25 protein-coding genes, 1 tRNA gene and 2 pseudogenes are annotated in these 26,403 nt (G+C 63.7%); 19 read left to right on the forward strand and 9 right to left on the reverse strand.

Translation table 11 applies throughout. From position 1 onward, the window contains the following. Positions 1-2 precede the first annotated feature (2 nt). From NKG99_RS21885 to NKG99_RS21900, 4 genes are all read left to right on the forward strand, one after another. Entirely contained in the window at positions 3-1,031 is a 1,029-nt protein-coding gene (locus NKG99_RS21885; protein WP_352870697.1) for a thiamine pyrophosphate-dependent dehydrogenase E1 component subunit alpha, read from the forward strand. Continuing rightward, positions 1,031-2,029: an alpha-ketoacid dehydrogenase subunit beta gene (locus NKG99_RS21890; RefSeq protein WP_352870698.1), complete on the forward strand. Its 999-nt coding sequence runs from the start codon at positions 1,031-1,033 to the stop codon at positions 2,027-2,029. Before NKG99_RS21885 ends, NKG99_RS21890 begins: the two co-directional genes overlap by 1 nt. A 3-nt stretch (positions 2,030-2,032) precedes the next feature. Beyond that, positions 2,033-3,442, forward strand: coding sequence for a pyruvate dehydrogenase complex dihydrolipoamide acetyltransferase (locus NKG99_RS21895; protein ID WP_352870699.1), 1,410 nt, complete (start codon positions 2,033-2,035; stop codon positions 3,440-3,442). A gap of 109 nt (positions 3,443-3,551) precedes the next feature. Further along, positions 3,552-3,920, forward strand: a complete 369-nt coding sequence (locus NKG99_RS21900) for a hypothetical protein (RefSeq protein ID WP_352870700.1) — start codon at positions 3,552-3,554, stop codon at positions 3,918-3,920. A gap of 30 nt (positions 3,921-3,950) precedes the next feature. On the opposite strand, the gene NKG99_RS21905 is transcribed toward NKG99_RS21900, so the two are convergent. Continuing rightward, the gene (locus NKG99_RS21905) at positions 3,951-4,922 is read right to left on the reverse strand and encodes a sugar-binding transcriptional regulator (RefSeq protein ID WP_352870701.1); all 972 of its coding nucleotides are present in this window, start codon (positions 4,920-4,922) and stop codon (positions 3,951-3,953) included. Positions 4,923-5,184: 262 nt separating this feature from the next. On the opposite strand from NKG99_RS21905, the gene NKG99_RS21910 reads away from it, so the two are divergent. The 6 genes from NKG99_RS21910 to NKG99_RS21935 all read left to right on the forward strand — a co-directional run bounded on the left by NKG99_RS21910 (position 5,185) and on the right by NKG99_RS21935 (position 12,282). Next, positions 5,185-6,171: an ABC transporter substrate-binding protein gene (locus tag NKG99_RS21910; protein WP_352870702.1), complete on the forward strand. Its 987-nt coding sequence runs from the start codon at positions 5,185-5,187 to the stop codon at positions 6,169-6,171. Between the two features lie 92 nt (positions 6,172-6,263). Next, positions 6,264-7,967, forward strand: a complete 1,704-nt coding sequence (locus tag NKG99_RS21915; protein WP_352870703.1) for an ABC transporter permease — start codon at positions 6,264-6,266, stop codon at positions 7,965-7,967. Next, complete coding sequence (locus NKG99_RS21920) at positions 7,955-9,034, forward strand: ABC transporter ATP-binding protein (RefSeq protein ID WP_352870704.1); 1,080 nt, start codon at positions 7,955-7,957, stop codon at positions 9,032-9,034. Before NKG99_RS21915 ends, NKG99_RS21920 begins: the two co-directional genes overlap by 13 nt. Further along, complete coding sequence (locus NKG99_RS21925; RefSeq protein WP_352870754.1) at positions 9,034-10,200, forward strand: MBL fold metallo-hydrolase; 1,167 nt, start codon at positions 9,034-9,036, stop codon at positions 10,198-10,200. Before NKG99_RS21920 ends, NKG99_RS21925 begins: the two co-directional genes overlap by 1 nt. Further along, positions 10,197-10,955: a 5'/3'-nucleotidase SurE gene (locus tag NKG99_RS21930; RefSeq protein WP_352870705.1), complete on the forward strand. Its 759-nt coding sequence runs from the start codon at positions 10,197-10,199 to the stop codon at positions 10,953-10,955. The genes NKG99_RS21925 and NKG99_RS21930 overlap by 4 nt, the downstream gene beginning before the upstream one ends. Before the next feature lie 163 nt (positions 10,956-11,118). Then, on the forward strand, positions 11,119-12,282 hold the full coding sequence (locus NKG99_RS21935; RefSeq protein ID WP_352870706.1) for a DUF930 domain-containing protein: 1,164 nt from the start codon (positions 11,119-11,121) through the stop codon (positions 12,280-12,282). Between the two features lie 4 nt (positions 12,283-12,286). On the opposite strand, the gene NKG99_RS21940 is transcribed toward NKG99_RS21935, so the two are convergent. Both NKG99_RS21940 and NKG99_RS21945 read right to left on the reverse strand, forming a co-directional pair. Then, positions 12,287-12,961 (reverse strand): HAD family hydrolase, encoded by a 675-nt coding sequence (locus tag NKG99_RS21940; protein ID WP_352870707.1) that lies wholly within the window; start codon positions 12,959-12,961, stop codon positions 12,287-12,289. 91 nt (positions 12,962-13,052) lie between these two features. Beyond that, a complete protein-coding gene (locus tag NKG99_RS21945; RefSeq protein ID WP_352870708.1) occupies positions 13,053-13,694 on the reverse strand; it encodes a hypothetical protein in 642 nt (213 codons plus the stop codon). Between the two features lie 195 nt (positions 13,695-13,889). Here NKG99_RS21945 and NKG99_RS21950 point away from each other — a divergent pair, with 195 nt between their 5' ends. The 5 genes from NKG99_RS21950 to ptsP are packed head-to-tail and all read left to right on the forward strand — an operon-like array spanning position 13,890 to position 18,609. Then, positions 13,890-14,327, forward strand: coding sequence for a transcriptional regulator GutM (locus NKG99_RS21950; protein ID WP_352870709.1), 438 nt, complete (start codon positions 13,890-13,892; stop codon positions 14,325-14,327). Between the two features lie 60 nt (positions 14,328-14,387). After that, positions 14,388-15,149: a PTS glucitol/sorbitol transporter subunit IIC gene (gene srlA / locus NKG99_RS21955; RefSeq protein ID WP_352870710.1), complete on the forward strand. Its 762-nt coding sequence runs from the start codon at positions 14,388-14,390 to the stop codon at positions 15,147-15,149. Between the two features lie 16 nt (positions 15,150-15,165). After that, entirely contained in the window at positions 15,166-16,164 is a 999-nt protein-coding gene (gene srlE / locus NKG99_RS21960; protein WP_352870712.1) for a PTS glucitol/sorbitol transporter subunit IIB, read from the forward strand. 27 nt (positions 16,165-16,191) lie between these two features. Further along, positions 16,192-16,572, forward strand: a complete 381-nt coding sequence (locus tag NKG99_RS21965; protein ID WP_352870713.1) for a PTS glucitol/sorbitol transporter subunit IIA — start codon at positions 16,192-16,194, stop codon at positions 16,570-16,572. Between the two features lie 57 nt (positions 16,573-16,629). After that, positions 16,630-18,609, forward strand: coding sequence for a phosphoenolpyruvate--protein phosphotransferase (ptsP, locus tag NKG99_RS21970; protein WP_352870714.1), 1,980 nt, complete (start codon positions 16,630-16,632; stop codon positions 18,607-18,609). A 15-nt stretch (positions 18,610-18,624) separates the two neighbouring features. Here the strand turns inward: ptsP and NKG99_RS21975 are convergent, their stop codons facing one another. Next, on the reverse strand, positions 18,625-19,425 hold the full coding sequence (locus NKG99_RS21975) for a hypothetical protein (protein ID WP_352870715.1): 801 nt from the start codon (positions 19,423-19,425) through the stop codon (positions 18,625-18,627). Between the two features lie 158 nt (positions 19,426-19,583). On the opposite strand from NKG99_RS21975, the gene NKG99_RS21980 reads away from it, so the two are divergent. Further along, a complete protein-coding gene (locus NKG99_RS21980) occupies positions 19,584-20,594 on the forward strand; it encodes a sugar-binding transcriptional regulator (RefSeq protein WP_352870716.1) in 1,011 nt (336 codons plus the stop codon). Here the strand turns inward: NKG99_RS21980 and NKG99_RS21985 are convergent. Together NKG99_RS21985 and NKG99_RS21990 are read right to left on the reverse strand one after the other, a co-directional pair. Then, positions 20,581-21,249: pseudogene (locus NKG99_RS21985) on the reverse strand (TIGR01459 family HAD-type hydrolase); the annotation flags it as partial. The gene NKG99_RS21980 and the pseudogene NKG99_RS21985 sit on opposite strands and share 14 nt — an antisense overlap. After that, positions 21,245-21,667 (reverse strand): annotated as a pseudogene (locus NKG99_RS21990) (carbohydrate kinase); the annotation flags it as partial. The pseudogenes NKG99_RS21990 and NKG99_RS21985, both read right to left, overlap by 5 nt. Positions 21,668-21,825: 158 nt before the next feature. Here NKG99_RS21990 and NKG99_RS21995 point away from each other — a divergent pair. From NKG99_RS21995 to NKG99_RS22005, 3 genes are all read left to right on the forward strand, one after another. Then, positions 21,826-22,179 carry a cupin domain-containing protein gene (locus NKG99_RS21995; RefSeq protein WP_352870717.1) on the forward strand — a complete coding sequence of 118 codons (354 nt, stop codon included), beginning with the start codon at positions 21,826-21,828 and terminating at the stop codon, positions 22,177-22,179. A gap of 214 nt (positions 22,180-22,393) precedes the next feature. Continuing rightward, positions 22,394-23,902: a multicopper oxidase family protein gene (locus tag NKG99_RS22000; RefSeq protein WP_352870718.1), complete on the forward strand. Its 1,509-nt coding sequence runs from the start codon at positions 22,394-22,396 to the stop codon at positions 23,900-23,902. A 6-nt stretch (positions 23,903-23,908) separates the two neighbouring features. Then, positions 23,909-24,343 carry a YqaA family protein gene (locus NKG99_RS22005; RefSeq protein WP_352870719.1) on the forward strand — a complete coding sequence of 145 codons (435 nt, stop codon included), beginning with the start codon at positions 23,909-23,911 and terminating at the stop codon, positions 24,341-24,343. Here the strand turns inward: NKG99_RS22005 and NKG99_RS22010 are convergent. The 3 genes from NKG99_RS22010 to NKG99_RS22020 all read right to left on the reverse strand — a co-directional run bounded on the left by NKG99_RS22010 (position 24,326) and on the right by NKG99_RS22020 (position 26,396). Next, positions 24,326-24,937 carry a cytochrome b gene (locus NKG99_RS22010; RefSeq protein WP_352870720.1) on the reverse strand — a complete coding sequence of 204 codons (612 nt, stop codon included), beginning with the start codon at positions 24,935-24,937 and terminating at the stop codon, positions 24,326-24,328. The genes NKG99_RS22005 and NKG99_RS22010 overlap by 18 nt on opposite strands. A 133-nt stretch (positions 24,938-25,070) precedes the next feature. Continuing rightward, positions 25,071-25,147, reverse strand: a tRNA-Arg gene (locus NKG99_RS22015). An 85-nt stretch (positions 25,148-25,232) separates the two neighbouring features. Then, positions 25,233-26,396, reverse strand: coding sequence for a M20 aminoacylase family protein (locus NKG99_RS22020; RefSeq protein ID WP_352870721.1), 1,164 nt, complete (start codon positions 26,394-26,396; stop codon positions 25,233-25,235). Positions 26,397-26,403 lie beyond the last annotated feature (7 nt).

Here is a 26,403-nt window from a genome sequence, read left to right on the forward strand (position 1 = left end):
TCATGGCCGGAGCCAGCAAAGCCGTCGCGGACAGTCGCGCCAACCTGCCCTTCGTCTATCGCCAGTACAGCGCCGAGCAGCTCAGGCAGGTGCTCTACAAGATGTACCTCATCCGCCGCTTCGAGGAGGGCGCGGAGGAGTGCTACACGCGCGGCCTCATCCACGGCACCATGCATCTGTCGATCGGCCAGGAAGCCAGCGCCATGGGCATCTGCATGCCGCTCGCCGAGGATGACCAGATCACCTCGACGCATCGCGGCCATGGTCACTGCATCGCCAAGGGCGCCGAGGTCAAGCGCATGTTCGCCGAGTTCTTCGGCAAGACCACCGGCTACTGCAAGGGACGCGGCGGCTCGATGCACATCGCCGATGTCGGCAAGGGCAATCTCGGCGCCAACGGCATCGTCGGCGGCGGCATCCCGATCGCTGTCGGCGCGGCGCTCTCCTCCAAGATGATGAAGACCGGCAAGGTCGTAGTCTCCTTCTTCGGCGACGGCGCAAACAATGAAGGCGCCTTCCACGAGGCACTCAACATGGCGGCGATCTGGAAGCTGCCGGTCATCTTCGTGTGCGAGAACAATGGCTACGGCATGTCGACATCGACGGCCCGCTCGACCGCCGTCAAGAACATCGCCGAGCGCGCCGCCGCCTATTCGATGCCGGGCGTCATCGTCGATGGCAACATCTTCTCCGAGGTCGCCGAGGCGTCTCATCAGGCCGTCGCCCGAGCCCGCGCGGGCGAGGGGCCGACGCTGATCGAATCCAAGACCTATCGCCATCGCGGCCATTCCAAGAGCGACCGCAACCGCTATCGCACCAAGGAGGAGATCGAGGACTGGATGTCGAACCGCGATCCGATCACCCTGTTCGAGAGCGAGCTCAGGGAATTCGGCTTCATCGACGACAAGGGTATCGAGGCCATCCGTGACGCGGTGGCGCAGGAGATCGCCGACGGCATCGAGTTCGCCAAGGTGAGCCCGTCGCCCGACGTTCGCGACACCGGGAGTTATGTCTATACGGAGCAGGCGTGATGGACGCGATGGTGCGTGAACTGAGCTACGCCCAGGCGATCCAGGAAGCCATGGCGATCGCCATGGACATGGACGAACGCGTCTTCCTGATGGGCGAGGATATCGGCGTCTATGGCGGCGCCTTCCAGGTCACCGGCGATCTGGTCGAACGTTACGGCGCTGGCCGCGTGATCGACACACCGATCTCGGAACTGGGCGGTGCGGGCGTCGCGGTGGGCGCTGCCCTCACCGGCATGCGGCCGATCTTCGAATTCCAGTTTTCCGATTTCGCCACGCTCGCCATGGAGCAGATCGTCAACCAGGCGGCCAAGATGCGCTTCATGCTGGGTGGCGAGGTCTCGGTTCCCGTGGTGATGCGCTTTCCCGCCGGTTCCGGCACCGGTGCGGCGGCCCAGCATAGCCAGAGCCTCGAGGCCTGGCTCGGCCATGTGCCGGGTCTGAAAGTCATCCAGCCGGCGACGCCCTACGACGCCAAGGGCATGCTGCTGGCGGCGGTCGCCGATCCCGATCCGGTGATGATCTTCGAGCACAAGCTGCTCTACAAGACGAAGGGCCCGGTGCCCGAAGGCTATTACACGGTGCCGATCGGCAAGGCCGATATCCGCCGCGAGGGCCGCGACCTGACGATCGTCGCCACCTCGATCATGGTGCAGAAGGCGCTCGACGCCGCTGCCGCGCTGGAGAGCGAAGGCATCGACGTCGAAGTCGTCGATCTGCGAACCATCCGGCCGATGGACAAGCAGACCGTCATCGACAGCGTCAAGAAGACGTCGCGGCTGATGTGCGTCTACGAAGCGGTCAAGACGCTGGGCATCGGCGCCGAGGTCAGCGCCATGATCGCCGAGAGCGAGGCGTTCGACTACCTCGACGCGCCGATCGTGCGGCTGGGCGGCGCCGAAACGCCGATCCCCTACAATCCGGAACTCGAGAAAGCGACGGTGCCGCAGGTTCCCGACATCATCACCGCCGCGCGCGCCCTCGTGAAAGGGGTTCGCTAGCCCATGCCGACCGAAGTCATTCTTCCAAAGGTCGACATGGACATGGCGACCGGACAGATCTCGCGCTGGTTCGCCGAGGAAGGCGCCAGGGTCAAGAAGGGCGATGTGCTGTTCGAGATCGAGACCGACAAGGCGGCGATGGAAATCGACGCGCCGGCCAGCGGCGTCCTGCGCGATGTCACCGGCAAGGAAGGTGTCGATATCGCGGTCGGCGCGGCTGTCGCGTGGATCTATGCCGACGATGAAAGCTATGCGCCAATTTCCCCCCTCGAGGGGGAGATGTCGACAAAGTCGACAGAGGGGGTTGCCTCAGGAGGCACCGCCCCCGCGTCGAGCACTGCCGAGAGGACCCCACCCGACCGGCCTGCGGCCGGCCACCCTCCCCTCGAGGGGGAGGGGAGAACCCGCGCGACACCTTTGGCACGGCGCCTTGCCCGTGAGGCAGGCATTGCGCTCTCCAATATATCAGGCACGGGCCCGCATGGCCGTGTGGTGAAGGCCGATGTCGATGCGGCACTTTCCTCCCCCCTCGAGGGAGAGGTGTCCGCGAAACGGACGGAGGGCGTCGCCTCAGAAGGCACCGCCCAATCCAGCACTGCCATAACGCCGAGCCCGGTCGAAGCGACCCCACCCGACCGGCCGTTGGCCGGCCACCCTCCCCTCAAGGGGGAGGGGGACGTGCTGCGCTTGTTCGAAGCGGGCTCCTACGAACTCGTCCCGCATGACAACATGCGCAAGACCATCGCGCGCCGGCTGGTCGAGGCCAAGACCACCATCCCGCATTTCTACCTGACGCTCGACTGCGAACTCGATGCGCTCTTGGCGCTGCGCACGCAGATCAATGCGGCGGCGCCGGTGAAGAAGACCGAAAAGGGCGAGGCTCCCGCCTACAAGCTGTCGGTCAACGACATGGTGATCAAGGCGATGGCGATGGCGCTGAAGGCGGTGCCGGATGCCAATGCGTCGTGGACGGAAAGCGCCATGGTCAAGCACAAGCATGCCGATGTCGGCGTTGCCGTGTCGATCCCGGGTGGCTTGATCACGCCGATCATCCGCAAGGCGGACGAAAAGACGCTGTCCACCATCTCCAACGAGATGAAGGATCTGGCCAGTCGCGCGCGCGGCCGCAAGCTGAAGCCGGAAGAGTATCAGGGCGGCACCACGGCGGTGTCCAGTCTCGGCATGTTCGGCATCAAGGATTTTGCCGCGGTCATCAACCCGCCGCATGCGACGATCCTGGCGGTCGGCGCCGGCGAGGAGCGGGCAGTGGTCAAGAACGGCGAGATCAAAATCGCCACCGTGATGTCGGTGACATTGTCGACCGACCATCGCGCCGTCGACGGTGCGCTCGGTGCCGAATTGCTCGTCGCCTTCAAGCGGCTGATTGAGAACCCGATGGGCATGCTGGTCTAGGCTCTGTAGGCCGGCGCCAGATGATGCGCCGGCTCACAAACAGAAACGACTTGTCAGGCGCCGACCCTTGACCCATGTTCTAGATGGATCGCTATCCACGGAGGCCAACATGCCCGCATTCGACCCATCTGACGTCAAAACCCTGTTCAGCAAGGTCATGGGCGCGTCGCCGTCCGATATCAAGCTGGTGGCGCAGCGCCTGCACGATCACGCCTTCGAGCCGCGCATGTCGGCGGAGGAGACGAGGCAGCTTGTCGTCGGCCTCGGCTATGACAGCCTGGATGCGTTCTGCGCCGACATCGGCCTTCCCCTGCATATCGCAGAGCGCTGGAGCCGTTTTGGCGTTTCCGGCGAGATGAAGCAGGTGTTCACGCTGCTGGCGGCCCAGCGCAAGCGGGTGGCCGAGGCGATCGCCGAGTTCGAGTCCATGACCCATGTCGGCGTCGAGGATTTTTTGCGCGAGCGCGGGCTGATATAGCCCGTAAAAACCCGTCGGATCGAAGCCGTTTCAGCCACCCTTGGCAAGCAGCGCCGTGGCCGTATTGCTATCAGTGATCAGCACATTGGTGCTGACGGCTTTCAGCGCGGCGAGGATCGCCGCGACCTTGCGCTTGCCGCCGGCGGCCAGCACCACGTTCGGCACCTGGGCGACAACATCGAGATCGATGGCCATGACACGTCCGTTGACTTCATGGTCGACCAACGCGCCATTGGCGTCGACGAAATAGCACAGCATGTTGGCGACCGCGCCCTTCGCTTTCAGCGAGGCGATCAGCGAGGATGGCACGATGCCGTGCCGGAAGATGGTGGCATCCGGCGACATGTCGCCCACCGTCAGTAGCGCGATGTCGGCGGCGGCCGCGCGCTGGCGTACGTCCTGCAGGGTCGGCTGTGCCCAGAGGAGATCGCGCAGCGAGGAATAGTCGACGATCACCGGCGCGGTAATCTGGTAGCTGTCCACATCGAAGACATCGGCGACCTTGGCGGCGACGATGGACGGATTGATCCATTGCGAGTGCGGCAGGCTGCCGACGAGCGCCACCACGGAGGCGCGCTTCAGCTGCCGGCGGGCGAGGAAACCGAGGCTGGCATGCAGCGTCGCGCCGCCGCCGATCGCCAGCGTCATGCCGTCCCGCATCTGCTCGCCGAGGTAGGCGGCGACGGCATGGCCGATCGCCTTTTCAAGATGGTCATGGGCCGAAGGCGTCGGGATGACCACGGCGGCGTTGAGACCCCAGCGCTTCTCAAGCGCGCGCTCGAGCCCGACCTGTTCGGCCGTCGGGGCATTGATCATGGTGACGACGATGCCTTCGGCGGTGCAGGCGGCAAGTGTGCGCATGACCTTCACCCTGGAGACATCGAGCTTTTCGGCGATCTGCTCCTGCGTGAAGCCTTCGACATAGTAGAGCCACGCCGTCTTGACGTTGAGATCCGACGAGACCATCGGGAGGCGAGCCGGTGTGGGTTTTTCCGGGGGCATCGGTCCTCCTCCCTCATGAGCCATGGCATGGCCGGATGCCCTCTTCGGAGAAACGCCGGCCGGATGTCAACTGATGCCGGTTTCCGGCACGTCGATTGTCGCACAACCCCTGTTCATTTGTAATTGACATTGTACATATGAACATATTTTGTGGGTTTCATGCGCTGTGTCATCCACCAGTCATATGCGCCGTGCAGGGAGGAAGAGACGGGGAACTGGCCAGGGGCCGGACCGGTCATGCACAGACAAGACAGGAGGTCTCATGAAGACGCACTTCATCAAGCTGCTGGCCAGCCAGCTGGCGCTCGCGGCAACTTTGTTTGCCGGCGTGGCAAACGCCGAAGCACTGACGCTTTATACATCACAGCCTGAAGCCGACGCGGCCAAGACCGTAGATGCGTTCAAGAAAGCGCAGCCGGGTATCGATGTGAACATCTATCGCTCCGGAACAAGCGACATCCTCACCAAGATGGCGGCGGAGTTCGCCGCCGGCAGCCCGCAGCCCGATGTGCTTCTGATCGCCGATGCGGTCAGCATGGAGCTGTTGAAGAAGGACGACCGGCTGCTGCCCTATCCAGAGGCAGAGCTTGATGGCATCGAGCCGGATGCCTATGACGCCGACAAGACCTATTTCGGCAGCAAGCTGATCACCACCGGCATCGTCTACAACACAGCGGCCGCTGAAAAGCCGGAGCATTGGGCCGACCTCACCAAGCCCGTCTATGCCGATGGCCTGGTCATGCCGAGCCCGCTTTATTCGGGTGCGGCCGCCTACTTGCTTTCGGGCTTCGTCGGCGACAGCAATTATGGCTGGGATTTCTTCCAGAAGCTGAAGGCCAACAATACCGTCAGCGTGCGCGGCAATGGCGCCGTGCTGAAGTCGGTGGCATCAGGCGAGAAGCCCTATGGCATCCTGGTCGACTTCATGGCGATGAATGCCAAGAAGAAGGGTTCGCCGGTCGAGTTCGTGTTCCCCAGCGAAGGCGTGCCGGCGGTGACCGAACCGGTCGCCATCATGAAGACCGCCAAGAATGTCGACGGCGCCAAGAAGTTCGTCGACTTCATTCTTTCCGACGACGGCCAGAAGCTCGCACTGTCCATGGGCTATCTGCCGGCGCGCGCCTCGGTCGGCCGCCCCGAATGGCTGCCGGAAGGCGTCAAGATCAAGGTGATGCCGTTCGACACCAAGGCAATCGTCACCAAGACCGTCGCCGACAAGGCGAAGTTCTCGGAACTGTTCGGCGGCTGAGCCGGCAAATCCCGGCGGGATGCCGTCACAACGGCATCCCTGACGGGCGAGACCCGAGCGCATCGGCCGATCGATCCCCAGGAAAAGCAATCATGTCAACACGGATCAGGGAAAGCCGTGGCCAGGAAATGGCCCTGACGGCGGCGGTAGCCATCGTCATCGTCCTGCTGTCGCTGCTGCCGATGCTGCGCCTCATCAAGGAGATCGTCGCACCCGGCGGCACACTGTCGGCCGCCGCGATAAAGGCGGGGCTCGCCAGCCCAGCGACCTGGATCGCGACCTGGCACACGCTGGTAGTCGGCGTCGGCGGCACCCTGCTGGCGGTGCTGTCTGGAACGCTGGTGGCCCTCCTCATCACGCTGACCGATATCCGTCGCCGCGGTGCCCTGGTGCTCTGCTACGTCATGCCCTTGATGATCGCACCACAGGTGACGGCGCTGGCCTGGCTGCAACTGTTCGGCCCGGCGAGCCCGTTCCTCAAACTCTTCGGCGCGGCACCGCCGCTCGGTACCAAAAATCCGCTCTATTCCACATCAGGCATTGTCCTGCTGCTCGGCGTGCAGTACGGCCCGCTGGTCTTCCTCCTGGTGCGTGCCGGCCTGCGCAAGCTGCCGCGCGAACTGGTCGAGGCGGCGCGGGCGGGCGGCGCCGGCTGGTTCACCGTGCTGATCACCATCGTGCTGCCGCTGATGACGCCGTCGATCATGGCGGCAGCGGCACTCGCCTTCGTGTCCTGCGTCGGCAATTTCGGTATCCCGGCCTTCCTTGGCATTCCCGCCAACTATCTCGTGCTGCCAACGCTGATTTATCAAAAATTGGCCGGCGGCGGCCCCGCCGTGCTGGGCGAAACCGCATTCCTGTCGGTGCTGATCGGCGTCATCGCCATGGCGGGTATTCTGGCCCAGGAGGTCATGAGCCGCCGCCGCGACTATCGCATCAGCTCGACATCGCTGGCGGCCGAGCCCTATGAACTCGGCCGGTGGCGGCCCGCCGTCCAGGCCGGCATGTGGCTGCTGGTCGTCCTGGTGCTGGTCCTGCCGCTGTTCGGGCTAGCGCTGACGTCGCTGGTGCCGGGCTACGGAATTGCGCTCACCGCCAAGACGATAACGCTCGACAATTATCGTTTCGTGCTGTTCGAGCATGACGCGGCCAATCGCGCCTTCTTCAACAGCTTCTGGCTATCGATCGCGGCTGCCTTCTTCGCGGTCATCGTCGCCGTGCCGATCGGCTATCTGATCGCCTGGGGCAAGCAGCGCTGGGTGCGGTTGCTCAACCTTTCGGTCGAATTGCCCTATGCCTTGCCGGGCGTGGTGCTGGCGATCGCCTCGCTGCTGCTGTTCCTGCGGCCGATCCCGCTGACCGGCATCCAGCTCTACAACACGGTCTGGATCATCCTCTATGCCTACCTCGCCCGCTTCCTGGTGCTGGCGCTGCGGCCAACCATCAGCGGCTATCATCAGATCGACCGGGCATTGGAGGAGGCTGCGCAAGTGGCGGGCGCCGGGCTGTTCACGCGCATGCGCACGATCATCTTTCCGCTCGTCGCACCCGCGGCGATCGCCGGCGGCCTGCTGATCTTCATGACCGCGCTCAGCGAGCTTACCGTGTCGGCGCTGCTGTGGTCGTCGGGCTCGGAGACGATCGGCGTCGTGATGTTTTCCTTCGAGCAGGGCGGCGATTCCAACTACGCGGCGGCGATGTCGGTCATCACGGTGGCGGTCACCTTCATGCTGATGCTGGTGACCAATCTGCTTGCCCCCTACCTTCCCAGCGGAGTGCTGCCATGGCGCGATTGAGCCTGGACAATGTGACCAAGAGCTTCGCCAATTTCGATGCGGTGAAGGATGTGTCGATCGATGTCGCCGACGGCGAGTTCCTGGCGGTGCTCGGGCCCTCCGGCTGCGGCAAGACGACGTTGCTGCGGCTGGTCGCCGGATTCGAGAAAGTGACATCAGGCGAAATCCGCATCGGCAGCGAGGTCGTGTCGGGCAAGGGCGGCAGTGTCGCGCCGGAGAAGCGGCGGGTCGGCATCGTCTTCCAGAACTATGCGCTGTGGCCGCACATGACGGTGGCAGAAAACATCGGCTATTCGCTGAAGGTGGCGAAGCTCGATAGGGCTGTCGCACGCCGGAAGGTTGCCGATGCGCTGGCGCTGGTCAACCTGCAAGGGCTGGGCGACCGCCGGCCGGCCAATCTCTCGGGCGGCCAGCGCCAGCGCGTGGCGTTGGCGCGCTGCCTTGTCGCCGCGCCCTCGCTGGTGCTGTTCGACGAGCCGCTCGCCAATCTCGACGTGCATCTGAGGGCCTCTATGGAGGACGAGTTCGCGTCCTTCCACAAGCGCACCGGCACGACCATCGTCTACATCACCCATGATCAGGCCGAGGCGATGGCTCTGGCCAACCGCATCGCGGTGATGGATGGCGGGCGCCTTGCCCAGCTGGCGACGCCGCGCGAACTCTATCATGAGCCGGCAAATGAAATGGTGGCGTCCTTCATTTCGCAAGGTATTTTGCTGCCCGCCGATGTGCTCGGCGCGGAGCAGGCAGGTCACTGCAAGGTCCGGGTTCTCGGCGCTGAGCTGGTTGTCCGCTGCCGGCTTGGCGAGCGGCCGCGCGCTGGCGCAAGGATCTGCTGCCGGTCAGCCGATCTCGACGTGTCGCCGGACGGCCCCGGTTTCGACGGCTTGGTCAAGCGAGTGATCTACCAGGGCGGCTCGGCGCGCATCGAATTCACGCCTTTCGCCAGCCCCGACCTCATCTTGCATTTCGAACAGCCCGACCCGGTCGTGCTGGAGAGCGGAGCCCAGGCGCGCCTGCGGATACGATCCGGCTGGCTGATCCCGGCGGTGGGGGCGGTATCATGATGATGCTCGATCTGTTCGGTGGCTTTGGGGAAAAGGGCCGCACCAGTCTTGCTGTCAGCAGCGGAAACGATCGCATCCTGCTCGACATCGGCATCAAGGTCGGCGCTTCCGGAGCAGAATATTATCCGGCGCTGAACGGGTCGATCGCCGACATCGACGCGCTGCTCGTGTCGCATGCCCATGAGGACCATATCGGCGCGCTGAGCTGGCTGTTGTCGCGCGGCTATGTCGGCCCGATCTTCATGACGGCCGAGACCCGCGACGAGGCTCCGGCCGCACTTGCCGGCTACGCGGACCCCAATGATCTTAAGCAGTTCCCCTTTCCAAAAGATCGCGTCGAGCTTTTCGAGCCCGGCGATACGCTGGAGAGCGGCAATCTCTCCATCAGGACTGGACGGTCAGGGCATGTCGTTGGCGGCGTCTGGTTTGCCGTCGATGATGGCGAAAGCCGCGTTGCCTATTCCGCCGACGTGGTGCCGGACAGCAATGTCTTCGTCATGGACACGATCCCGCAATGCGACCTTCTTGTCCTCGACGCCTCCTACGGCGCCGATCCAGTGCCGGGCGCGGCGCGGGCGCGCGAGATTTCGCAGTGGGTTGCGAAGCATCCGCAGGGGTGTCTTTTGCCGACGCCGCTGTCGGGCCGGTCGCTCGAATTGATCGCGGCCTTGCCGGGACCGTTTGCCATCCATGCCGGCATGCGTTCGTCACTGGAAGCGCAGATCGGCGCCACCGCATCCCTGCTGCCAGGTGTCTCGGAGTTCTTGCTTCGCCGATTGCAGGATGCAGCCGACTGGACCGATGCCGATCCCCTGCCGTCGCTTCCGTTGCTTGCCGATGACGGCATGGGTGAGGCCGGACCCTCGTCGCGGCTGCTGCCGCGCGCCGACCAGGCCGGTTTTCCAGTGCTGCTCACCGGGCATCTGCCGTCCGGCTCGCCGGGCGATCTGTTGCACAAGGCCGGTCGGGCGGACTGGGTGCGCATGCCCACCCATCCGACGCTGTCGGGCAATGTCGAAATCTGGGAAAGAGCGGGGCGCCCTATGGCGCTCGGTCATTCCTGCGCCGCCGATCTTCTCGATGATCTCAAAAGCCACATCCCGCCGCTGCGCACGCAATGCCGCACCGGCCAGCGCATCACGGTGCCGGAGGCAAGAAAACCATGAGAATTCTGATCTGCAACGATGACGGCATCGAAGCCCCGGGGCTTGCCCGTCTCGTCAAGGCCGCCGGCTTGTTGAGCGACGATGTGTGGGTGGTCGCGCCCGATGGCAAGCGCACCGCCGCCGGTTCGTCGCTGACGATCGCTCGGCCCTTGACCATGCAGCGCGTGAGGCCGGGCTGGTATTCCTGTTCCGGCACGCCCGCCGACTGTGTGGTGAGCGCAATGACGTGGCTGTTTGCCGATGCGCGGAAGCCGGACCTGGTGCTGGCGGGCGTCAATGACGGCCGCAACGTCGCCGAGGATCTCGCCTATTCCGGCACGCTTGGGATTGCGCGAGAGGCGACCTTCTGGGGCTTGCCTGCCATAGGCTTCTCTCGCGTGAAGAACCCTCACTTCACCGATGCCGATGACCAGTGGCTGGGCACACTGATCGCCTCACTGTGGCGGTCGCGTGCCGACTGGGCGACGGATGGCCATTGGTTGAGCATCAACCTGCCGACTTCGCTGCCGGCCGAAGTCAGGCAGCCGCGCATCGGCCGCGACAAGATCGCCCGCAAGGCCGAGATCATGGAGAGCGATGGTAATCGCACGGTCATCACCATTCCGCGCGGCCGCGACCATGCCAGCCAGCCGGGCGACGAAAACGCGGCGATCGATGCAGGCTTCATCAGCATCAACCGGCTGAACTGGTTTGGAGAAACGCGGCTGGACCAGGGGCTTCTGAACGGGGTCCTGGGCCCGCAGCAAGCTAGCTGATCCCAGGTCTGATGAAATCGGACGGGCGGCCGCTTGTTGAGTCGCGCCTCGATAGCAAGGCCCTGCGCGTGGTGATCCAGATCACCAACCTCTCAGGGGCCAAATTGCGCCAATCCAGTGCTTATGCTTGAAGCCGCCGCTATTTCATTCCACATCGGTCAGGATGAAGGGCGAGACAGGAGAACGGCGTCGGAATCTGTTGTGGGGCATCCCCGCATCGCTGATCCTGCATGCGCTTGTCGCGGCGCTCCTGGTATATGGCATACCCACGCCTCCGGAACAGCCGCAGGAGGAGCAGCCAGTCAATGTCGCGCTCGTGCCTCCGCCCGAGCAGCCGAAGCCGAGACCTGCTCCCGTGTTGCCCCCTAAGCCGCCGGAACCGAAGGTTGAAAAGCCGCCCGAACAGAAAGTTGAAAAACCGCCTCCGTCGGAAAAGCAGGCGCGCAAGCCCCCTCCAATCGAAGTCCTGAAGCCCGTTTTTCAGTTCGGCGACAAGGATGGCGGCCCCAGGAAATCCCTGGATGGGGCCAGCGCTGAAGACAATTCGCCCGCGCCGGCCAAGGATGAGGATTCGAAGCCTGTCGTGCCGAAGCAGGCAGAGGAAAAATCCATCGCGCCGGCAGATTCAACCAGAGTCGGCGAGAAGCCGGCAACCGCAGCCAAGCAGGCCGAGCCCACGCAGGAGAAACAGGCAGCTTCAGCCCAGGACGTAGACAAACAGCAGGCAGTCCAACAAGACGCGCACGACGCAAACAAGCAAACGGCCGAGGCACCAACGCCATTGGCTACGGCCGGTAGCGACAGTGAGGCCGAGCTTCCCACAATCGAGCTTCCCACATCAGCCGAAGCGCCGAAGCCCAGGCCTGCAAATGCGCCAAAGCCCGAGCCTTCAAAGGTCTCGAAGTCCGCAAGCGAGAGCGCTAGGAGGCCAAGTTCCACGGACGTAGCCGCTGCATCGCGGCGCTATTCGGACCTTCCGGGCGTCCGCAAGCTCTACTCACAGGGCGCGACCGGCGACGCGTCGGCCACAAGCTCGATGGCCGGAGTGCCTCGCGGCAAGCGGGCAGCCAAACTTTGCGCCAGCGCGTTGCAGCAGCAATTGCTGGATGCCTCCTATTTTCCCGAGTTGATCCCAAGTGTTCCGCTGAAGGCTGGCAACATCCTCGACGCCCCCGATGTAGCCTTCCGCACGACAACCACCTGGTATCATCTGGGCTTTCGATGCGAGGTCGACAGCGATGCGACGAGGGTCTTGTCTTTCAATTTCCGTGTCGGGCCAGTGATCCCGCCTGGCGATTGGGTCCGTCTTGGACTGCCTGTTCGCTAGCAGATCAGGCAGGAACACCGAGTCCAGCCAATTGCCGGCTAACTTCATGCCAGTCGACGCAGACGAAATCGGCACCCGCCGCCATCAGCCGTGCGCCATGTTCGGCGTAGGTATGACCACCCCCGGTGTAGCCGATCGCCGTCATCCCGGCGGCGACGGCGCCCTGGATGCCGAAGGGCGAATCCTCGATGACGATGCAGTCGGCGGGGTTGGCGCCCATCTTGTCGGCGGCGAACAGGAAAATGTCCGGCGCGGGCTTGCCGTTCTTGACCATCGAGGAGCTGTAGATCGCATCGCCGAAAAATCGCGCCAGTCCCGTAACGGCCAGGCTGTGGTTGATGCGCTCGACGGAGGATGACGAGGCAACGCAGCGGTCGCCGGCAAGAGTCCGCAGAAACGCGGTGATGCCCGGTGTCGGTTTCAATTCCTGCGAAAACACCACCTTGGTCTCGGCCCAGATATCGTCATCCGCCGCCGCCGGAAACTGGTGGCCGGTCAAATCCTTGATCTTGGCGATGATGTCGGACTGCTTCATGCCGACGCATTGGGCGATAATGCCGCCATGGACGCCGGGCATGCCGTGCTTTTCATAGACGCGCTCATAGGCCCTGGCGGCCAGCGGTTCGCTGTCGACGAGAACGCCGTCGCAATCGAAAATAATAGGCCTTGGTCGCGCCACGCGCTTCTCCATCGAGTCAATTCCGCACATCGCTATCGGCAAAAAATCAAATGTTCAATAGCGCGGGTGTTTGGGCCACAAGCCGACGGGCTCAAAGCTGGCGCAGCGCATCGCTCGCACGGGAAGTCCCGAGCGCCCGTTGCATGGCTTGCCGGGACTGCGCTCGATCCGGCGTTATCCAGTTCGGCTCGGCGCCGAGGAAGCGGTCGAGGAAAGCCACCGCATACGCCGGCACCTCGGTCACGTTCTCGCGATAAGACCACCAGGTGCGCAGGTCGTCGGCGCATTTGTCGATGCTGGGTGCCGTGCCGAATTCCTGCTCGTGGATCGCCGAAATCACCGAGACGCAGTAGTTGGTGTAGAGGAAACCCTCCGGCCAGAAGCGGACGATTTCCAGCGTGCCGGCATTCGTTTCCGTCTCGATCAGCTGAGTGAGGCCGGAGATTTCCCTGGCCGGCGCCTGTTTGATCAGCTCGCGCAGCACGAGGCCGGCGGCAAAGACGATGAAGTCGGCGCGGTCGATCGCGGCGAAGCGCTTCTGCGCCTCCATGATCTCGACCCAGTCGAGAAAGGCCCTGGTGAGCTTGGCCTCGTCGATTTCAAAGCGCACGCCAAAAGTCTCCGAAACCACCTTGGCGCTGCCGCGAAAGGTGGCGCGGAACCAGCGCAGCTGCCGCAACCGATGGCGAAGGTCGGGCATTAAGGCCAGTTCGTCCCTAAAGGGCAGATCCATATTCCTCGTATCCTGTTTCCCGGCCAGGGTAGCACAATGGCGCCGTCGCCGAAATCTGTCAGCGTTCCTGTGGATGATGGCAGATAAGGTCAATATCATACATATTGACATTCTCGGAAACAAATGTTCTCACTTTGCTGTTGTCGCGTGCTGGTCCAAGGTGCGGTTCAACTGAGGCTTCGGGAGGAGAACCGAATGGCGATTTGGCAGTGGGGACTGCTTCTGCTGGTTATCGTGTGGGCGCTGCAATCGCTCGGCGTCTGGCTGCAGATGCGGCACTATTCGGATGTCTTCAGGGGCGTCACCGATCAGTACAAGGATGGCTTCGTCGGAGCCGGCAATTTTCGCGGTCGATTGGCCAAGGGCACCATCGCGCTTGTCGTGGTGACACCCGATCTGGTCGTGCGCCGCCTGATGGTGATGAGCGGCCGTTCCGTGTTCACCAAATTCAAAAGACATGAAGAGTTCGAGGGCGTTCCCCTCGATCGGCTCCGGTCCAACCCTGCAATCATGGGGGAGGGGGAATCCGGTGTGGCCGAGGCCGTGAAACGGGCGATCGAACAGATCGACAAAACACGGTCGGAGCCGGGGAAGAAGCCGGGTCTGTCCGGTTTGAACGTAGCAAGGGCCTAGAGGACGAGAGGACGCCGCGCACCGACTGGGATTAACCGGCGGGCGGCATAAGGAGGAGAAATGTCTGTATTTTCGTTGTTGGCGCAGCATGCCGACATGGCCGTGCACAATCTGCATGTCGCAGGTGCCATGGTCTCGGATGCTGCTTTGCATGGCAAGCTCGCTGTCGAGCATGCCTCCGACCATCTCGTTGTCCTGGCGCAAGCGGACAGCGGACCCATCACCGTCGATGAGTTCAAGGAAAAGCTGAAAGACGTCCAGCAGGAAGAGCAACTCGGCTGGCTGACCGCCATCGGCAAGTACTTCATCGGCATCTTCCAGAAGGGCGGCGAGGTGTTCGCCGGCTTCGTCACCGGCATCATTCCGACGCTGGTGGTGCTGATGACGGCCTTCTACGCCGTCACCGAACTGGTCGGCGAAGAGCGCGTGCATGGCCTGGCGCGCGGCGCCGGCCGGATCGCACTGACTCGCTACACGCTGTTGCCGCTGCTTGCGGTGTTCTTCCTCACCAATCCGATGGCCTATACGTTCGGATCGTTCCTGGAAGAAAAGCACAAGCCGGCCTTCTATGACGCGGCCGTGTCCTATGTGCACCCGCCGCTCGGCCTGTTCCCGCACATCAATCCCGGCGAATATTTCGTCTGGGGCGGCATTCTCGTCGCGCTGCTGGAGCTGGAGAAGAAGGGCGTCGTCGTGGCCGGCTACCACGTCAAGGTGGCGATCTGGTACGCCATCGTCGGTCTCGTCATCATCCTGCTCAAGGGCATGCTGACCGAACGCATCACCGCCATCATGGCACGCCGCCAGGGCGTCGAGCTGTAAGGGCGGGGAGGACATCATGGACAGGACATACAAAGCGGTACGGATTTCCCAGGGCAAGACCGGCTGGGGTGGCCCGCTGGTCATCGAGCCGACCGCGCAGCGAAGCAAGGTTGTTTCGGTGACCGGCGGTGGCATTCATCCCGTGGCGCAACTCATCGCCGATATGACTGGTGCCGAAGCCGTCGACGGGTTCAGGGCGCCGCCGATCGAAAGCGAGATGGCGGTTGTCGTCGTCGACTGCGGCGGCACCGCACGATGCGGCGTCTATCCGCGCAAGCGCATCCCGACCGTCAATCTGACGCCGGTCGGTCAGTCCGGGCCGCTGGCCCAGTTCATCACCGAGGACATCTACGTTTCGGGCGTGAAGCCGGCCAACATCACAATGGCGGACGGATCCGAAACGGTCACGACCGCAGGGGGAGCAGCAGCGATGAGTTCGAGCAACACCAATGCGACGCCGACGGCGCTGCCTAGCGAGGGCGGGCTGATCGGCCTCATCAGCACGATCGGCCGCGTCATGGGTCGTATCGTCGGCATCTTCTTCAACGCCGGCCGCCGCACCATCGATCAGGTCATCCGCAACGTGCTGCCGTTCATGGCCTTCGTGACCATGCTCATCGGCCTGATCCTCTACACCGGTATCGGCGATGTGCTGGCACAGCCGATGGGTCCGCTGGCCAACAACATCGTCGGCCTGCTGATCATCTCGGCGATCTGCGGCCTGCCGTTCCTGTCGCCCATCCTCGGGCCGGGCGCTGTTATCGCGCAGGTCATCGGTGTCGCCATCATCGGCCCGCAGATCGCCAACGGCACGATTTCGCCGGCAATGGCGCTGCCGGCGCTGTTTGCCTACAATACCCAGGTGGGCTGCGACTTCGTCCCCGTCGGCCTGGCGCTCGGTGAAGCCAAACCGAAGACGATCGAAATCGGGGTTCCGGCGGTGCTCATCAGCCGCCAGATCATGGGCCCGGTCTCGGTGCTGATCGCCTGGGTCGTCAGCCTGATCGTGTTCTAGAGACAGGTACAAAATGAGGTTCGCCATATGACGGTTCTTCTGAGAACACGGGTCACCGCCATCGGCCCCGAAGTGGCGGACCTCGCCGAAGCGGGCGTGGTCATACTGTTTGCGGATGGCTCGCCGCCGGAACTTGCAGAGGTTTCCGTGCTCCACAAGACGGAGCACGGACCCAGCGACGGCGCGCCTCAAAAGGGCGCGTCGATCACCCTCGGCCCGGTTTCAGCTGCCATAACGGCGATCGGCGCCAGCGCCTGGAGCAAGGTGGTTGAAATGGGCCATGTCGTCATCTCGTTCAACGGCGCCGCCGAGGCCGAGAGGCCAGGGGAAATCTGCGCATCGCCGGTCGATCCGGAAGCGCTCGTGGCCGCCCTGAAGACCGGCACGATCATCACCATCGCCGCCTGACAGTATCCGAGCCGTCACCCGTCTGGCGGTGGCGCCAAGAAAAGCAGAGTATTTGCCATGGAACGCTCGACCATCGTCAGAGTGCATGAAGGTTTGCACGCCCGTCCCGCGACGCGGTTCGTCAAGCTCGCCAAGGGTTTCGAATCCGATGTCGAGTTGGTCAAGGACGGCAAGGCGGTCAGCGCCAAGAGTTCGGTCAAGCTCATGCTGCTGGCGGTCAAGGAGAACCAGGAAGTCACTGTGCGGGCGAACGGCGCCGACGCCATCGAGGCGATCGAGGCGCTGATCGGCTATCTGGAAAATCCGAGAGCGGGCCTGGATGATGAAGCTGAGTCGCAGAGCCCGGCGAATGGGCAGGAAATGGCACCCGCGCCAGCGCCCGAATCCGTGCCGGCGACGCTTGGTCGAGCAACCGGCTTGCGTGGTGTAGCCGCAAGCGAAGGATTTGCCATCGGACCGGCCTTTGCGCATTTCCCGCCCGATATTGCCGGACAAGGCCGCATGTTGCAGGCGGAGGAGATTGCCGGCGAGATCGACAGGTTCCGCGCCGCCGTTGGCGCCGTCCAGGCGCGCATGGACCATGCGTTGGCGCAGGACAGCCTGTCGGCTGGAGACCGCGGCATCGTCGCCGCGCTTCGTGACATCGCCGCCGACGACAGCCTGACCGGCGAGGCCGAGACCTTGATCAAGGGCGGCAACGATGCGATTTCGGCTGTCATCACAGCAGCTTCCACCATCGCCGCCGATTTCGGCGCTGTCGACGATCACTATCTCAACGCGCGGGCGGACGACGTCCAGGCGGTCGGCCGGCAGATCTGCCTGGTGCTGCTGGGGCAGGACGATGTCAGCCTCGAAAACATCCCCGAAGGGGCTATCCTGATTGCCGACGACATCGGCGCCTGGGATCTGGCGCGCGCGCCGCTGAAGCGCATCGGCGGCGTGGTCTGCGGCCATGGCGGCGCGACCTCGCACATCGCCATTATCGCCCGCTCGCACGGCATTCCGGCGGTGCTCGGCCTCGGCGATCAGGTCAATGCCTTGCGCACGGCGCGAGAAGTCGCGCTCGACGGCAATGCCGGCCATGTGATCATCGACCCCGACGAGGCGACCCGCGCCGACTTCGCCGGCCGCGTCGAAGCGGCGGCAAGGGAGCGCGCCGGGCTGACCGTCTTCAAGACGGTGACGCCGAAGCTCGCCGACGGCAGGATCATCGAAGTCGCGGCCAATATCGGCTCGCTGGAGGAAATCGAGGCGGCGCTGGAGGCCGGCGCCATGGGCGTCGGCCTGTTCCGCACCGAGCTTCTGTTCATGCGCCACATGCACCTGCCCTCGGAAGACATGCAGGCGGAAACCTACGCGGCGCTGGCCAAGGCTTTTGCGCCGTATCCGGTTATCGTGCGGACGCTCGACATTGGCGGCGACAAGCCGATTGCCGGCATCGAATTTCCCGATGAGGAAAACCCCTTCCTCGGCTGGCGCGGCATCCGCATGTGCCTCGACCGGCCCGACATCTTCAAGCGCCAGCTGCGGGCGCTGCTGCGGGCGGCCGTCCACGGCAACATCAAGGTGATGCTGCCGATGGTGTCCGATATTGGTGAGGTCAGGCAGACGCGGCTTCTGGTCGATGAATGCGCCGCCGAACTGAAAGCCGAAGGCGTGCCACATGCGACGTTCGATCTCGGCGTGATGATCGAAACCCCGGCCGCCGTGCTGATCGCCCCGGCTTTGGCCAGGGAGGTCGCTTTCTTCTCGATCGGCACCAATGACCTCACCCAGTACATCATGGCCGCCGACCGGCTCAACCCGACCGTGGCGAAGCTCAACGATGTCACCAATCCGGCCGTCATGTCGGCGATCGACATGACGGCCAAAGCCGGCGTCGCCGCCGGCATCATGGTCGGCATGTGCGGTGAGGCGGCCGGCCGCCCCGATCTCATTGCGACCTTCGTGAGGATGGGGCTGACCGAACTCTCGATGAGCCCGGCCTCGATCCAGCGCGCCAAGAAAACGATCATGGCGATGGCGGCGGAAGGCTAGCCGAGGTCTCGATAATTACGGCAAATGGGCAAGCAAGGTGGCGAAAACCGGTGTCAATTCACTGATCGGGTTCGCCCTGGCGCAGGCCTGAACGATGCGGTCGTGGCGGATATCGGCTGCCAGGATCGCGATCTCCAGCATATCCGGCTCCGGCGAACCGTCCCTGCCGGTGGTGGCCAGGCCGCAAGCCAAAGCGAGCGGCGCCAGGCAGCTTATGTCGAGCGCTTGGCCGCCCACCGCCGGCGTTTCCGGCGCGGTCTCGGCAAAGCGAACGGGACGCTGGTTGAGGCACTCGACCAGCAACGCCGAACAAATGGCCGCGATCGCCTGCAGTCCGGCGCCCGGCGCGGCCAATGCGGCCAAAAGGTCGCCATGCCGCTTGCGCATCGTTGCATGGACGGCCGCGAAATCGGCTTCGTGGATGCGGGCATTGTCGATGTTCAGGCCGGCAAGCACTGCCTTGGTCAGATAGTACATATCGCGCCGGAACAGGCGCTCCGCGCTCAGCTGGCGATCCTCATTGCCGACCGGAAAATAGGTGCCGAGGCCTTTTACCGTCGTGCCGTCCACCTCTATCGGGCGCTCATGCGGGACGAAGGATTCAGCGATCGACAGCGCTTCATCGACGGCACTCGCGGCATGGCTGAGCAGGCCTTCGATGCCCTTGCCCGGAAACGACGGCAGATGGCTGGTTGCTTCGCGCAGGACACTGGCGTCGCCGCTGCCGTCATGGCGGCTCTGGCGGATCACGTCGCGGACTTCCCGCAGCCGGTCTTTCAGATTGACGCGGACATCTTCGGAGATTTGTCGGAGCATCGCGGATCGCCTCGAAATTGCTGCGGATGGCCGCCAACAGGTGGCGGCCATCACCTCTACATTGTTCCTATCGATTGGTAGATCAATAGGCGATACTAGACCAGCATGCAGAATCGGCGACGGCGCGCTCGTCCATTGCCGCAGGGGGAGAGACAAGCGTGGGCAGGCGACGACAGGGCGAAAGCGAAAACGGCCGAGGCGAGGCAACCGAGCAGGTCGCCAGCGAAAGCCGGACGGATCGCCTGAGGATCCGCGCCGCCTGGATGTATTTCGTCGAGCAGATGACGCAGAACGAGATCGCCGATGTGCTTGGCGTCGGCCGCGTCACCATCGTACGCATGCTGGCGGACGCCCGCGCGCGCAACGAGGTTAAGATCAGCATCGAAAGCGAGTTGTCCGAAATCGTGCGGCTGGAGCGCGCGCTGGAAAAGACGTTCGGGCTGCAGCAGGCGCTGGTGGCGCCGCTTTCCACGCCCGACGCCGATCCGTTGCCGGCAATCAGCGCCAAGACCGGCAGTTTCCTGTCCGACACGATGAAATCCGGCATGCGGGTCGGCGTGGGCTGGGGCCGGACGCTGTTCTCGAGCCTGCCCTTCATCAGCGCCAAGTCGCTCACCGACTTCAAGGTCATTTCTCTGCTTGGCGGCGTCGGCGTCGTGCGGCGCTACAACCCGGCGGAGTTCGCCTGGCGCTTCGCCCAAATCTTCCAGGGCGACGGCTATCTGATCCCGACGCCGGCCGTCGTCGACAGCGTCGAGACCAAGATCGCGCTGGTCGAGCGATGCGGCCTGCAGGAGGTTTTTGAAATGGCCAACGTGCTCGATGCCGTTCTGCTGAGCGTCGGCGGCATCGCCTCGGCCACCACCTTCTCTCGCGGCGGCTTTCTCAAGGAAGCGGATCGGGAGGCCCTGCTTGCGCGTGGCGCCGTTGGCGACCTTCTGTTCCATTTCTTCGACCTCAATGGCGATCTGGTCGACCATCCCGTCAACAGCCACGTGATGTCGGTGGATGTCGACCGTCTGCGCAAGGCGCCGATCCGCATCCTCACCTCCGGCGGTGCGGAGAAGACCGAGGCGCTGCTCGGCGCCATGACCCTGATCGCACCGACGATCCTGATCACCGACGAGGAAAGCGCGCGGCGCATGCTGGAAGCGGTCACCGGAAGCTGAAGCTTTCGGTGATATAGTCCGGCCAGGCCTGCTGTTCGTCGAAAACGGCGGCGAGATCTGAAGTGTCCGCCAGTATTCCACTTAGCACCAGCGCGGTGGCGATTCCGGCGCTTTTTCCCCCCGATATGTCGTGCTCGACGCTGTCGCCGACGCAGACCACGCCACGGCGCTCCGGGTCGCCGACCAGCGTCAGGGCCACGTCGAAAATCGCCCTGTAGGGCTTGCCGATGCGGATGACGTTGCCGCCAAGGCTTTCGTAGAGATCGGCGATCTCGCCGGCGCCGAAGCGGGGGCCGACCGCCGTCAGCATGATCCTGTCGGGGTTGGTGCAGAAGCATGGCACGCGCCGCGCCGCTGCCGGGCCAAGCAGCCGGCGGTAATGGTCGAGATCGTAGCGGTCGCCCCCGCTGGCCGAGAGCAGCACCAGTTCGGCGTCTTCGCCGGCCTCGGTCAGTATAAAAGGCAGGCCCTCGATGGCCGTGCGGTCGTCGTCGCGGCTGATCAGCAGGCATTTTGTCCCCGGGCGCAGCCTTCCCGATGCCGCCATGTCATGAAAGGATCGCCACGCCACCTCTCCGAAGGAGACAAAATGGTCCCAGCTTCGCGGTTCGAAGCCAAGTTTTATGAGCCGGCTTTCATTGGGCTGCGCCCGCTTGCGCCGCTGGCCGGGGCAGGAGGCGTGGCGGCAACGCCGGATCGGCGATCGGGAAGCGCTCGCCAGCGGCGCTGAGCGGGTAGTAGTCGAGGCCGGTCGTGGTCCCCGGGTCGATTGCCGCGCTGAGTTCGATGATACGCGCGAGCGTAAAATGCTGGGCCAGCACCTTGCCGCCCGAATTCGACGCGCCGCCCGCCAGCCAGGCATTGCCGAGCCGATGGCTGTAGATGCCGAAGCGAAGCGCCGAAATCGGCTTGTCGGACAGGATCTTGATGGTCAGCGAGGATCCCAGCGCCGTGACGCCGTCGCCGATGGCCGCAGCATCGGTCGCCAGGAACGAGGCGCAGCCGTCCGTGGTGCCGGCGACAACGGCCACATCGCGCGGCAGGCCGAACAGCTCCGAGGCGGCCGCGGTGAGGGCGCAAGGCCGAGCTGGTTTCGGCCCGGCACAAACCCTAGGCCCAAACCGGATGCGCGGGCGCCTGGCACTGCCGGCGGCATTGCCCGCGGCAGGTGCATCGGATATCTGACCGTCCAGGCAAATAACGCCCACAACGCATAGACGGAGCCAAGGACATGACACGCAGCACGATCCTCAAATTCGGCGCCGTCGAAAACGCGGAAGCCGGCGATCTGGCCGGCTGGGTAGTGGTCGAGGGCAAGCCGACCATGAAAACCGCCGTGCAGCACACGACCGAGGACGGCAAGGTGTTGTCGGGGACCTGGCAGGCGACGCCCGGCACCTATCACGCGACCTACACCGACTACGAGTTCGTGCACATGATCGCCGGCCGCATCATCATCACCCCCGACGGCGGCACGCCGGTCGAAGTGGGCCCCGGCGACGCCTTCGTCGTGGAAGCCGATTTCAAGGGAACCTGGAAGATCATCGAGCCGGTGACGAAGCATTTTGTCGTCAGGGTCGGCTGAGACGGTCCTGTTCGCGTCAGCCGCTGACGGTCGGTGCCCATGGCGGGTCTTTGGCGCAATGGTTGCGCAGGCTGCTCGATCACCGACGAGCTTCCAATGGCCATGATGCTGGGCCGATCAGATGGCCTAAACGCCGCATTGACCTGACCGGGTATTGGCAGTCTTCTTCTTAGGATCATCCTTGGCATTCCAGGACTGATCGGGGAGACGGCAGATGCATCGACGCGGTTTTCTGGCGGCAGGTCTTGCGATGGTTCTCGTGAGCGAGCGTGCCGTCGCCCAGATGAAGATGGACGACATGCCTGACGTGGATATGGGCGGCCACGCAGGCCACGATATGGGCGCCGCGCCGCAAGGCTCAGCCGTGCTGCCGGAAGGAGAAGCCCTTCGCGACTTGTCCCGCCTCGCCAACGAAGCCAGCACGCCCGGCCTGTTCAAGGCGAGGCTGACGGCTGGGTCCACCACGGTGCGTTTTTTAGAAGGGCTGGACACGCCGATCCTCGGCTATAACGGTATCTCCCCCGGGCCGCTCATCGAGGCGGTCGAGGGCGACCGGGTCGAGATTACCTTCGCCAACCGGATTGCGGACGAGGCGAGCACCATTCATTGGCACGGCATGCCGGTACCAGCCGACCAGGACGGCAATCCGATGGACCCGGTCGCAACGGGCACCGATCGCACTTACAGCTTCGACCTGCCGGAAGGCAGCGCCGGTTCCTACTGGTATCACCCGCATCCGCACGGCAAGACGGCCGAGCAGGTCTATCGCGGCCTTGCCGGCGCGTTCGTGGTCAAGCCGAAGGCCGATCCGATCCCGGCCGCTTACGGCGACACCGTGCTGGTGTTCACGGATCTACGCCTCGCAGCCGATGGCACGATGCCGGACAATACGATGACCGACCTGATGAATGGGCGCGTCGGCGACCATGTGCTGGTCAACGGGCAGAAGAATCCGGTGCTGACGGTCCCTTTCGGCACGAAGCGGCGCTTCCGGTTTTACAACGCGACCAACGCGCGCTTCTTGCGGCTCTCCTTCGACGGTGCGGCCATGACGATCATCGGAACGGACGGCGGTCTGCTGGAGGCGCCAGTGGCAGCCGACGACATCCTGCTTAGCCCGGCGGAACGGCTTGAACTGATTGTCTCCTTCGAGAAGCCTGGCCCCGTCACGCTGTACACGCTCGACTACGATCGCGGCTGGATGGGTCCTGGACGTCCCGCCGATGCCGGCCTGACGCTCTTTACGGTCAATGTTTCGGAGACGCCGGCCGAGCCGGTCCCGCCACTGCCCGACAGGCTGCGGCCAATCGCGGCCCTCGGCATTCCTGGCGTCAGCCGTCGCTTCGTCTTCACCGAGACCATGACCATGAATGCCACCGGCATGGAGATGGGGTTCCTGATCAACGGCGTCGCTTTCGACATGAACCGCGTCGACGTCGTCGGCAAAGCTGGACAGGTCGAACTCTGGGAGATCGTCAACAAGGCGGACATGGATCATCCATTCCATGTGCATGGGACGCAGTTCCAGGTGGTCGAGCACGAGCGCGGCGGCAAGATATCAAAGCCGGCCTATCGCGCCTGGAAAGACACCGTCAACGTCGCACGCGGAGAGACGGTGCGGCTGCTGTTGCGGCAGGATCGGCCGGGGCCGAGAATGTATCACTGCCACATCCTCGAGCATGAGCAGCTGGGCATGATGGGCGTTGTAGACATGCGGGCATAGTCCGGCGTGGTGACGCTCTATGGCGCGCTGTTCATCAGCGCGTTCCTCGCCGCAACCATCCTGCCGGTCTCGTCGGAGGTGGTCCTCGCCGGCCTTATCGCATCGGGTCGTGGTGATCCGGCGCTGCTTCTGACAGTCGCCACGATTGGTAACACGCTCGGCTCCGTGGTGAACTGGATTGTGGGGCGTGGCGTCGATACGCTCCGGCTCAGACCCTGGTTTCCGGTCACTCCCGATCGTTATGAGCAGGCAAGCCGGACTTTCCGACGATTTGGCAAATGGACGCTGCTGTTTGCGTGGCTTCCGGTAATCGGAGATGCTTTCACCATCGCGGCAGGCGCGGCACGGGTGAATCTCGGCGTGTTCGTTGTTCTCGTCGCCTTGGGCAAGGCGGCGCGATACGCGGCTGTCATTGCGGGAGGATTATGGGCGATTGCGTGAGCTGCCGGCGTCATCGTCGACAGCAAGCTGCGCTTTCTCTTTGCGCGAAGCGATGTCCTCTTTGCGCGAAACGATGTCCGAACGTCCAAAGAGCATGGTGTACATGACATCATCGCGAAGCAGCACGAAATGCACAAACGCAGCCAGGATGTGAATGCCGACGAATCCAAGCAGTATCCAGACCAGCTTTGCGTGGATGAACGCGAAAGCCCTTGCCGCTCCGACGGATGGCGCCGGCGGGACAGGCAAGTATCCGAAAAGCCGTGCGGGAGGCATGAAAGGCATTGGCCGGTAGCCCAGCCATCCCGTTATCAGGACGGCGAGAATCGTGACGTAGAGAAGCACGTGGAAGAATGAAGTCGCAAATCGTACGGGCTGTGAAGTTTGCCCGGCAGGAGCCTGGGTGAGGACGCGCCAGCAAAGCCTGAGGACAATGATGGCAAGGATCGTCACGCCGATCGACATATGGAGCGGAAGCCAGTTCATCGTCGCCATACCCGGCCCGTTCATCGGCCCGAAGGCAATGGCTATCTGCGCCGCGAGCGCGATCACGGTTAGCCAATGCAGAATACGAATGCCAAAATGCCAGCGCAAGCGAGGGTTCTCTCTCACATCCGAGGCCCGACGATTGTCAAATGCGCGCATGAGGGCGTGATGGTTTCACCCTCTCCAACGGGCCTAGTTTCGCAAAAAATATGGCGGTTCTTCACTAAGCCATTGAAAAGCATGGTGATCCCGACAGGAATCGAACCTGTGACCTACAGATTAGGAATCTGCCGCTCTATCCTACTGAGCTACGGGACCACGCGGGCAGACACATAGCCGCTTCGGATCGTTTCGCCAAGAGGCCGGCCGAACGCAATTCGGCCAGCTCTCCGCGCGGTAGGCGTCAGGCCGCTAGCGCCGTTTCCGCCAGTTTCACCCAGTAGCTCATGCCGTGCGGGATGACCTCGTCGTTGAAGTCGTAGGCCGGGTGGTGGAGACCGGCGGTGTCGCCATTGCCGATGAAGATGAAGGCGCCAGGGCGGGCTTCCAGCATATAGGAGAAATCCTCTCCGCCCATCACCGGCTGGATGCCGCGGTGGACATGGGCGTCGCCGGCGACACCGATCGCGACGTCGCCGGCAAACACCGTCTCTTCCGCGTGGTTGAAGGTCACTGGGTAATTTGCCTGATAATCGACCTCGATCTTGGCGCCGAACGCGGTCGCCAGCCCGTCGCAAATGGTGCGGATGCGCTCTTCGGACTTCTTGGCGATTTCCTTGCGCAAGGTGCGCACGGTGCCGGCGATTTCGGCGGTTTCCGGGATGATGTTGTAGGCGTCACCCGCATGGAATTTAGTCACCGACACCACCACCGCCTCGACCGGGTCGGTGCTGCGTGAGGCGATCGTCTGCAAGGCGCCGACCAGCTGGCTGGTGATGACGATCGGGTCGATCGTGCCGTGCGGCATCGCCGCGTGGCCGCCCTTGCCGCGCACGGTGATGGTGAATTCGGCGGTGGCGGCCATGATCGGGCCCGGGCGAATGGCGAATTGCCCGACAGGCAGGCCTGGCATGTTGTGCATGCCGAACACTTTTGAGATGTCGAAACGGTCCATCATGCCGTCCTTGACCATCTCGTTGCCGCCGCCGCCACCTTCCTCGGCCGGCTGGAAGATCACCGCCACCGAACCTGTGAAGTTGCGCGTCTCGGCGAGATATTTCGCGGCACCCAAAAGCATTGCCGTGTGGCCGTCATGGCCGCAGGCATGCATCTTGCCGGGAATGGTCGAGGCGTAGGACTTGCCGGTGATCTCGTTGAGCGGCAGCGCGTCCATGTCGGCGCGCAGGCCGATGGTGGGGCCTTGGCCCTGGCGGCCGCGGATGATGCCGACCACGCCGGTCTTGCCAAGGCCGGTGACCACATCGTCGCAGCCGAAGGCCTTCAGCTTTTCGGTGACGAAGGCAGCGGTCTTGAAGACGTCGAAGTTCAATTCTGGCGTCTGGTGCAGATGCCGGCGCCAGCCGGCAACTTCGTCCTGCATTTCGGCGGCACGGTTCAGGATTGGCATGATGGTT

Source organism: Mesorhizobium sp. M1409, from assembly GCF_040317535.1.
In the GTDB taxonomy this organism is placed as follows: domain Bacteria; phylum Pseudomonadota; class Alphaproteobacteria; order Rhizobiales; family Rhizobiaceae; genus Mesorhizobium.

Excerpts from the sequence above, each read along its gene's own strand:
- NKG99_RS22020 (WP_352870721.1), bottom strand. The coding sequence starts at position 26,396 with ATGCCAATCCTGAACCGTGCCGCCGAAATGCAGGACGAAGTTGCCGGC.
- NKG99_RS21905 (WP_352870701.1), bottom strand. The coding sequence starts at position 4,922 with ATGCCCCCGGAAAAACCCACACCGGCTCGCCTCCCGATGGTCTCGTCG.
- NKG99_RS21995 (WP_352870717.1), top strand. The coding sequence starts at position 21,826 with ATGACACGCAGCACGATCCTCAAATTCGGCGCCGTCGAAAACGCGGAA.
- NKG99_RS21890 (WP_352870698.1), top strand. The coding sequence starts at position 1,031 with ATGGACGCGATGGTGCGTGAACTGAGCTACGCCCAGGCGATCCAGGAA.
- srlA (WP_352870710.1), top strand. The coding sequence starts at position 14,388 with ATGTCTGTATTTTCGTTGTTGGCGCAGCATGCCGACATGGCCGTGCAC.
- NKG99_RS21930 (WP_352870705.1), top strand. The coding sequence starts at position 10,197 with ATGAGAATTCTGATCTGCAACGATGACGGCATCGAAGCCCCGGGGCTT.
- NKG99_RS21965 (WP_352870713.1), top strand. The coding sequence starts at position 16,192 with ATGACGGTTCTTCTGAGAACACGGGTCACCGCCATCGGCCCCGAAGTG.
- NKG99_RS22000 (WP_352870718.1), top strand. The coding sequence starts at position 22,394 with ATGCATCGACGCGGTTTTCTGGCGGCAGGTCTTGCGATGGTTCTCGTG.
- NKG99_RS21915 (WP_352870703.1), top strand. The coding sequence starts at position 6,264 with ATGTCAACACGGATCAGGGAAAGCCGTGGCCAGGAAATGGCCCTGACG.
- NKG99_RS21975 (WP_352870715.1), bottom strand. The coding sequence starts at position 19,425 with ATGCTCCGACAAATCTCCGAAGATGTCCGCGTCAATCTGAAAGACCGG.
- NKG99_RS21950 (WP_352870709.1), top strand. The coding sequence starts at position 13,890 with ATGGCGATTTGGCAGTGGGGACTGCTTCTGCTGGTTATCGTGTGGGCG.
- NKG99_RS21945 (WP_352870708.1), bottom strand. The coding sequence starts at position 13,694 with ATGGATCTGCCCTTTAGGGACGAACTGGCCTTAATGCCCGACCTTCGC.
- NKG99_RS21925 (WP_352870754.1), top strand. The coding sequence starts at position 9,034 with ATGATGCTCGATCTGTTCGGTGGCTTTGGGGAAAAGGGCCGCACCAGT.
- ptsP (WP_352870714.1), top strand. The coding sequence starts at position 16,630 with ATGGAACGCTCGACCATCGTCAGAGTGCATGAAGGTTTGCACGCCCGT.
- NKG99_RS21895 (WP_352870699.1), top strand. The coding sequence starts at position 2,033 with ATGCCGACCGAAGTCATTCTTCCAAAGGTCGACATGGACATGGCGACC.
- NKG99_RS21920 (WP_352870704.1), top strand. The coding sequence starts at position 7,955 with ATGGCGCGATTGAGCCTGGACAATGTGACCAAGAGCTTCGCCAATTTC.
- NKG99_RS21900 (WP_352870700.1), top strand. The coding sequence starts at position 3,552 with ATGCCCGCATTCGACCCATCTGACGTCAAAACCCTGTTCAGCAAGGTC.
- NKG99_RS21935 (WP_352870706.1), top strand. The coding sequence starts at position 11,119 with ATGAAGGGCGAGACAGGAGAACGGCGTCGGAATCTGTTGTGGGGCATC.
- NKG99_RS21910 (WP_352870702.1), top strand. The coding sequence starts at position 5,185 with ATGAAGACGCACTTCATCAAGCTGCTGGCCAGCCAGCTGGCGCTCGCG.
- srlE (WP_352870712.1), top strand. The coding sequence starts at position 15,166 with ATGGACAGGACATACAAAGCGGTACGGATTTCCCAGGGCAAGACCGGC.
- NKG99_RS21885 (WP_352870697.1), top strand. The coding sequence starts at position 3 with ATGGCCGGAGCCAGCAAAGCCGTCGCGGACAGTCGCGCCAACCTGCCC.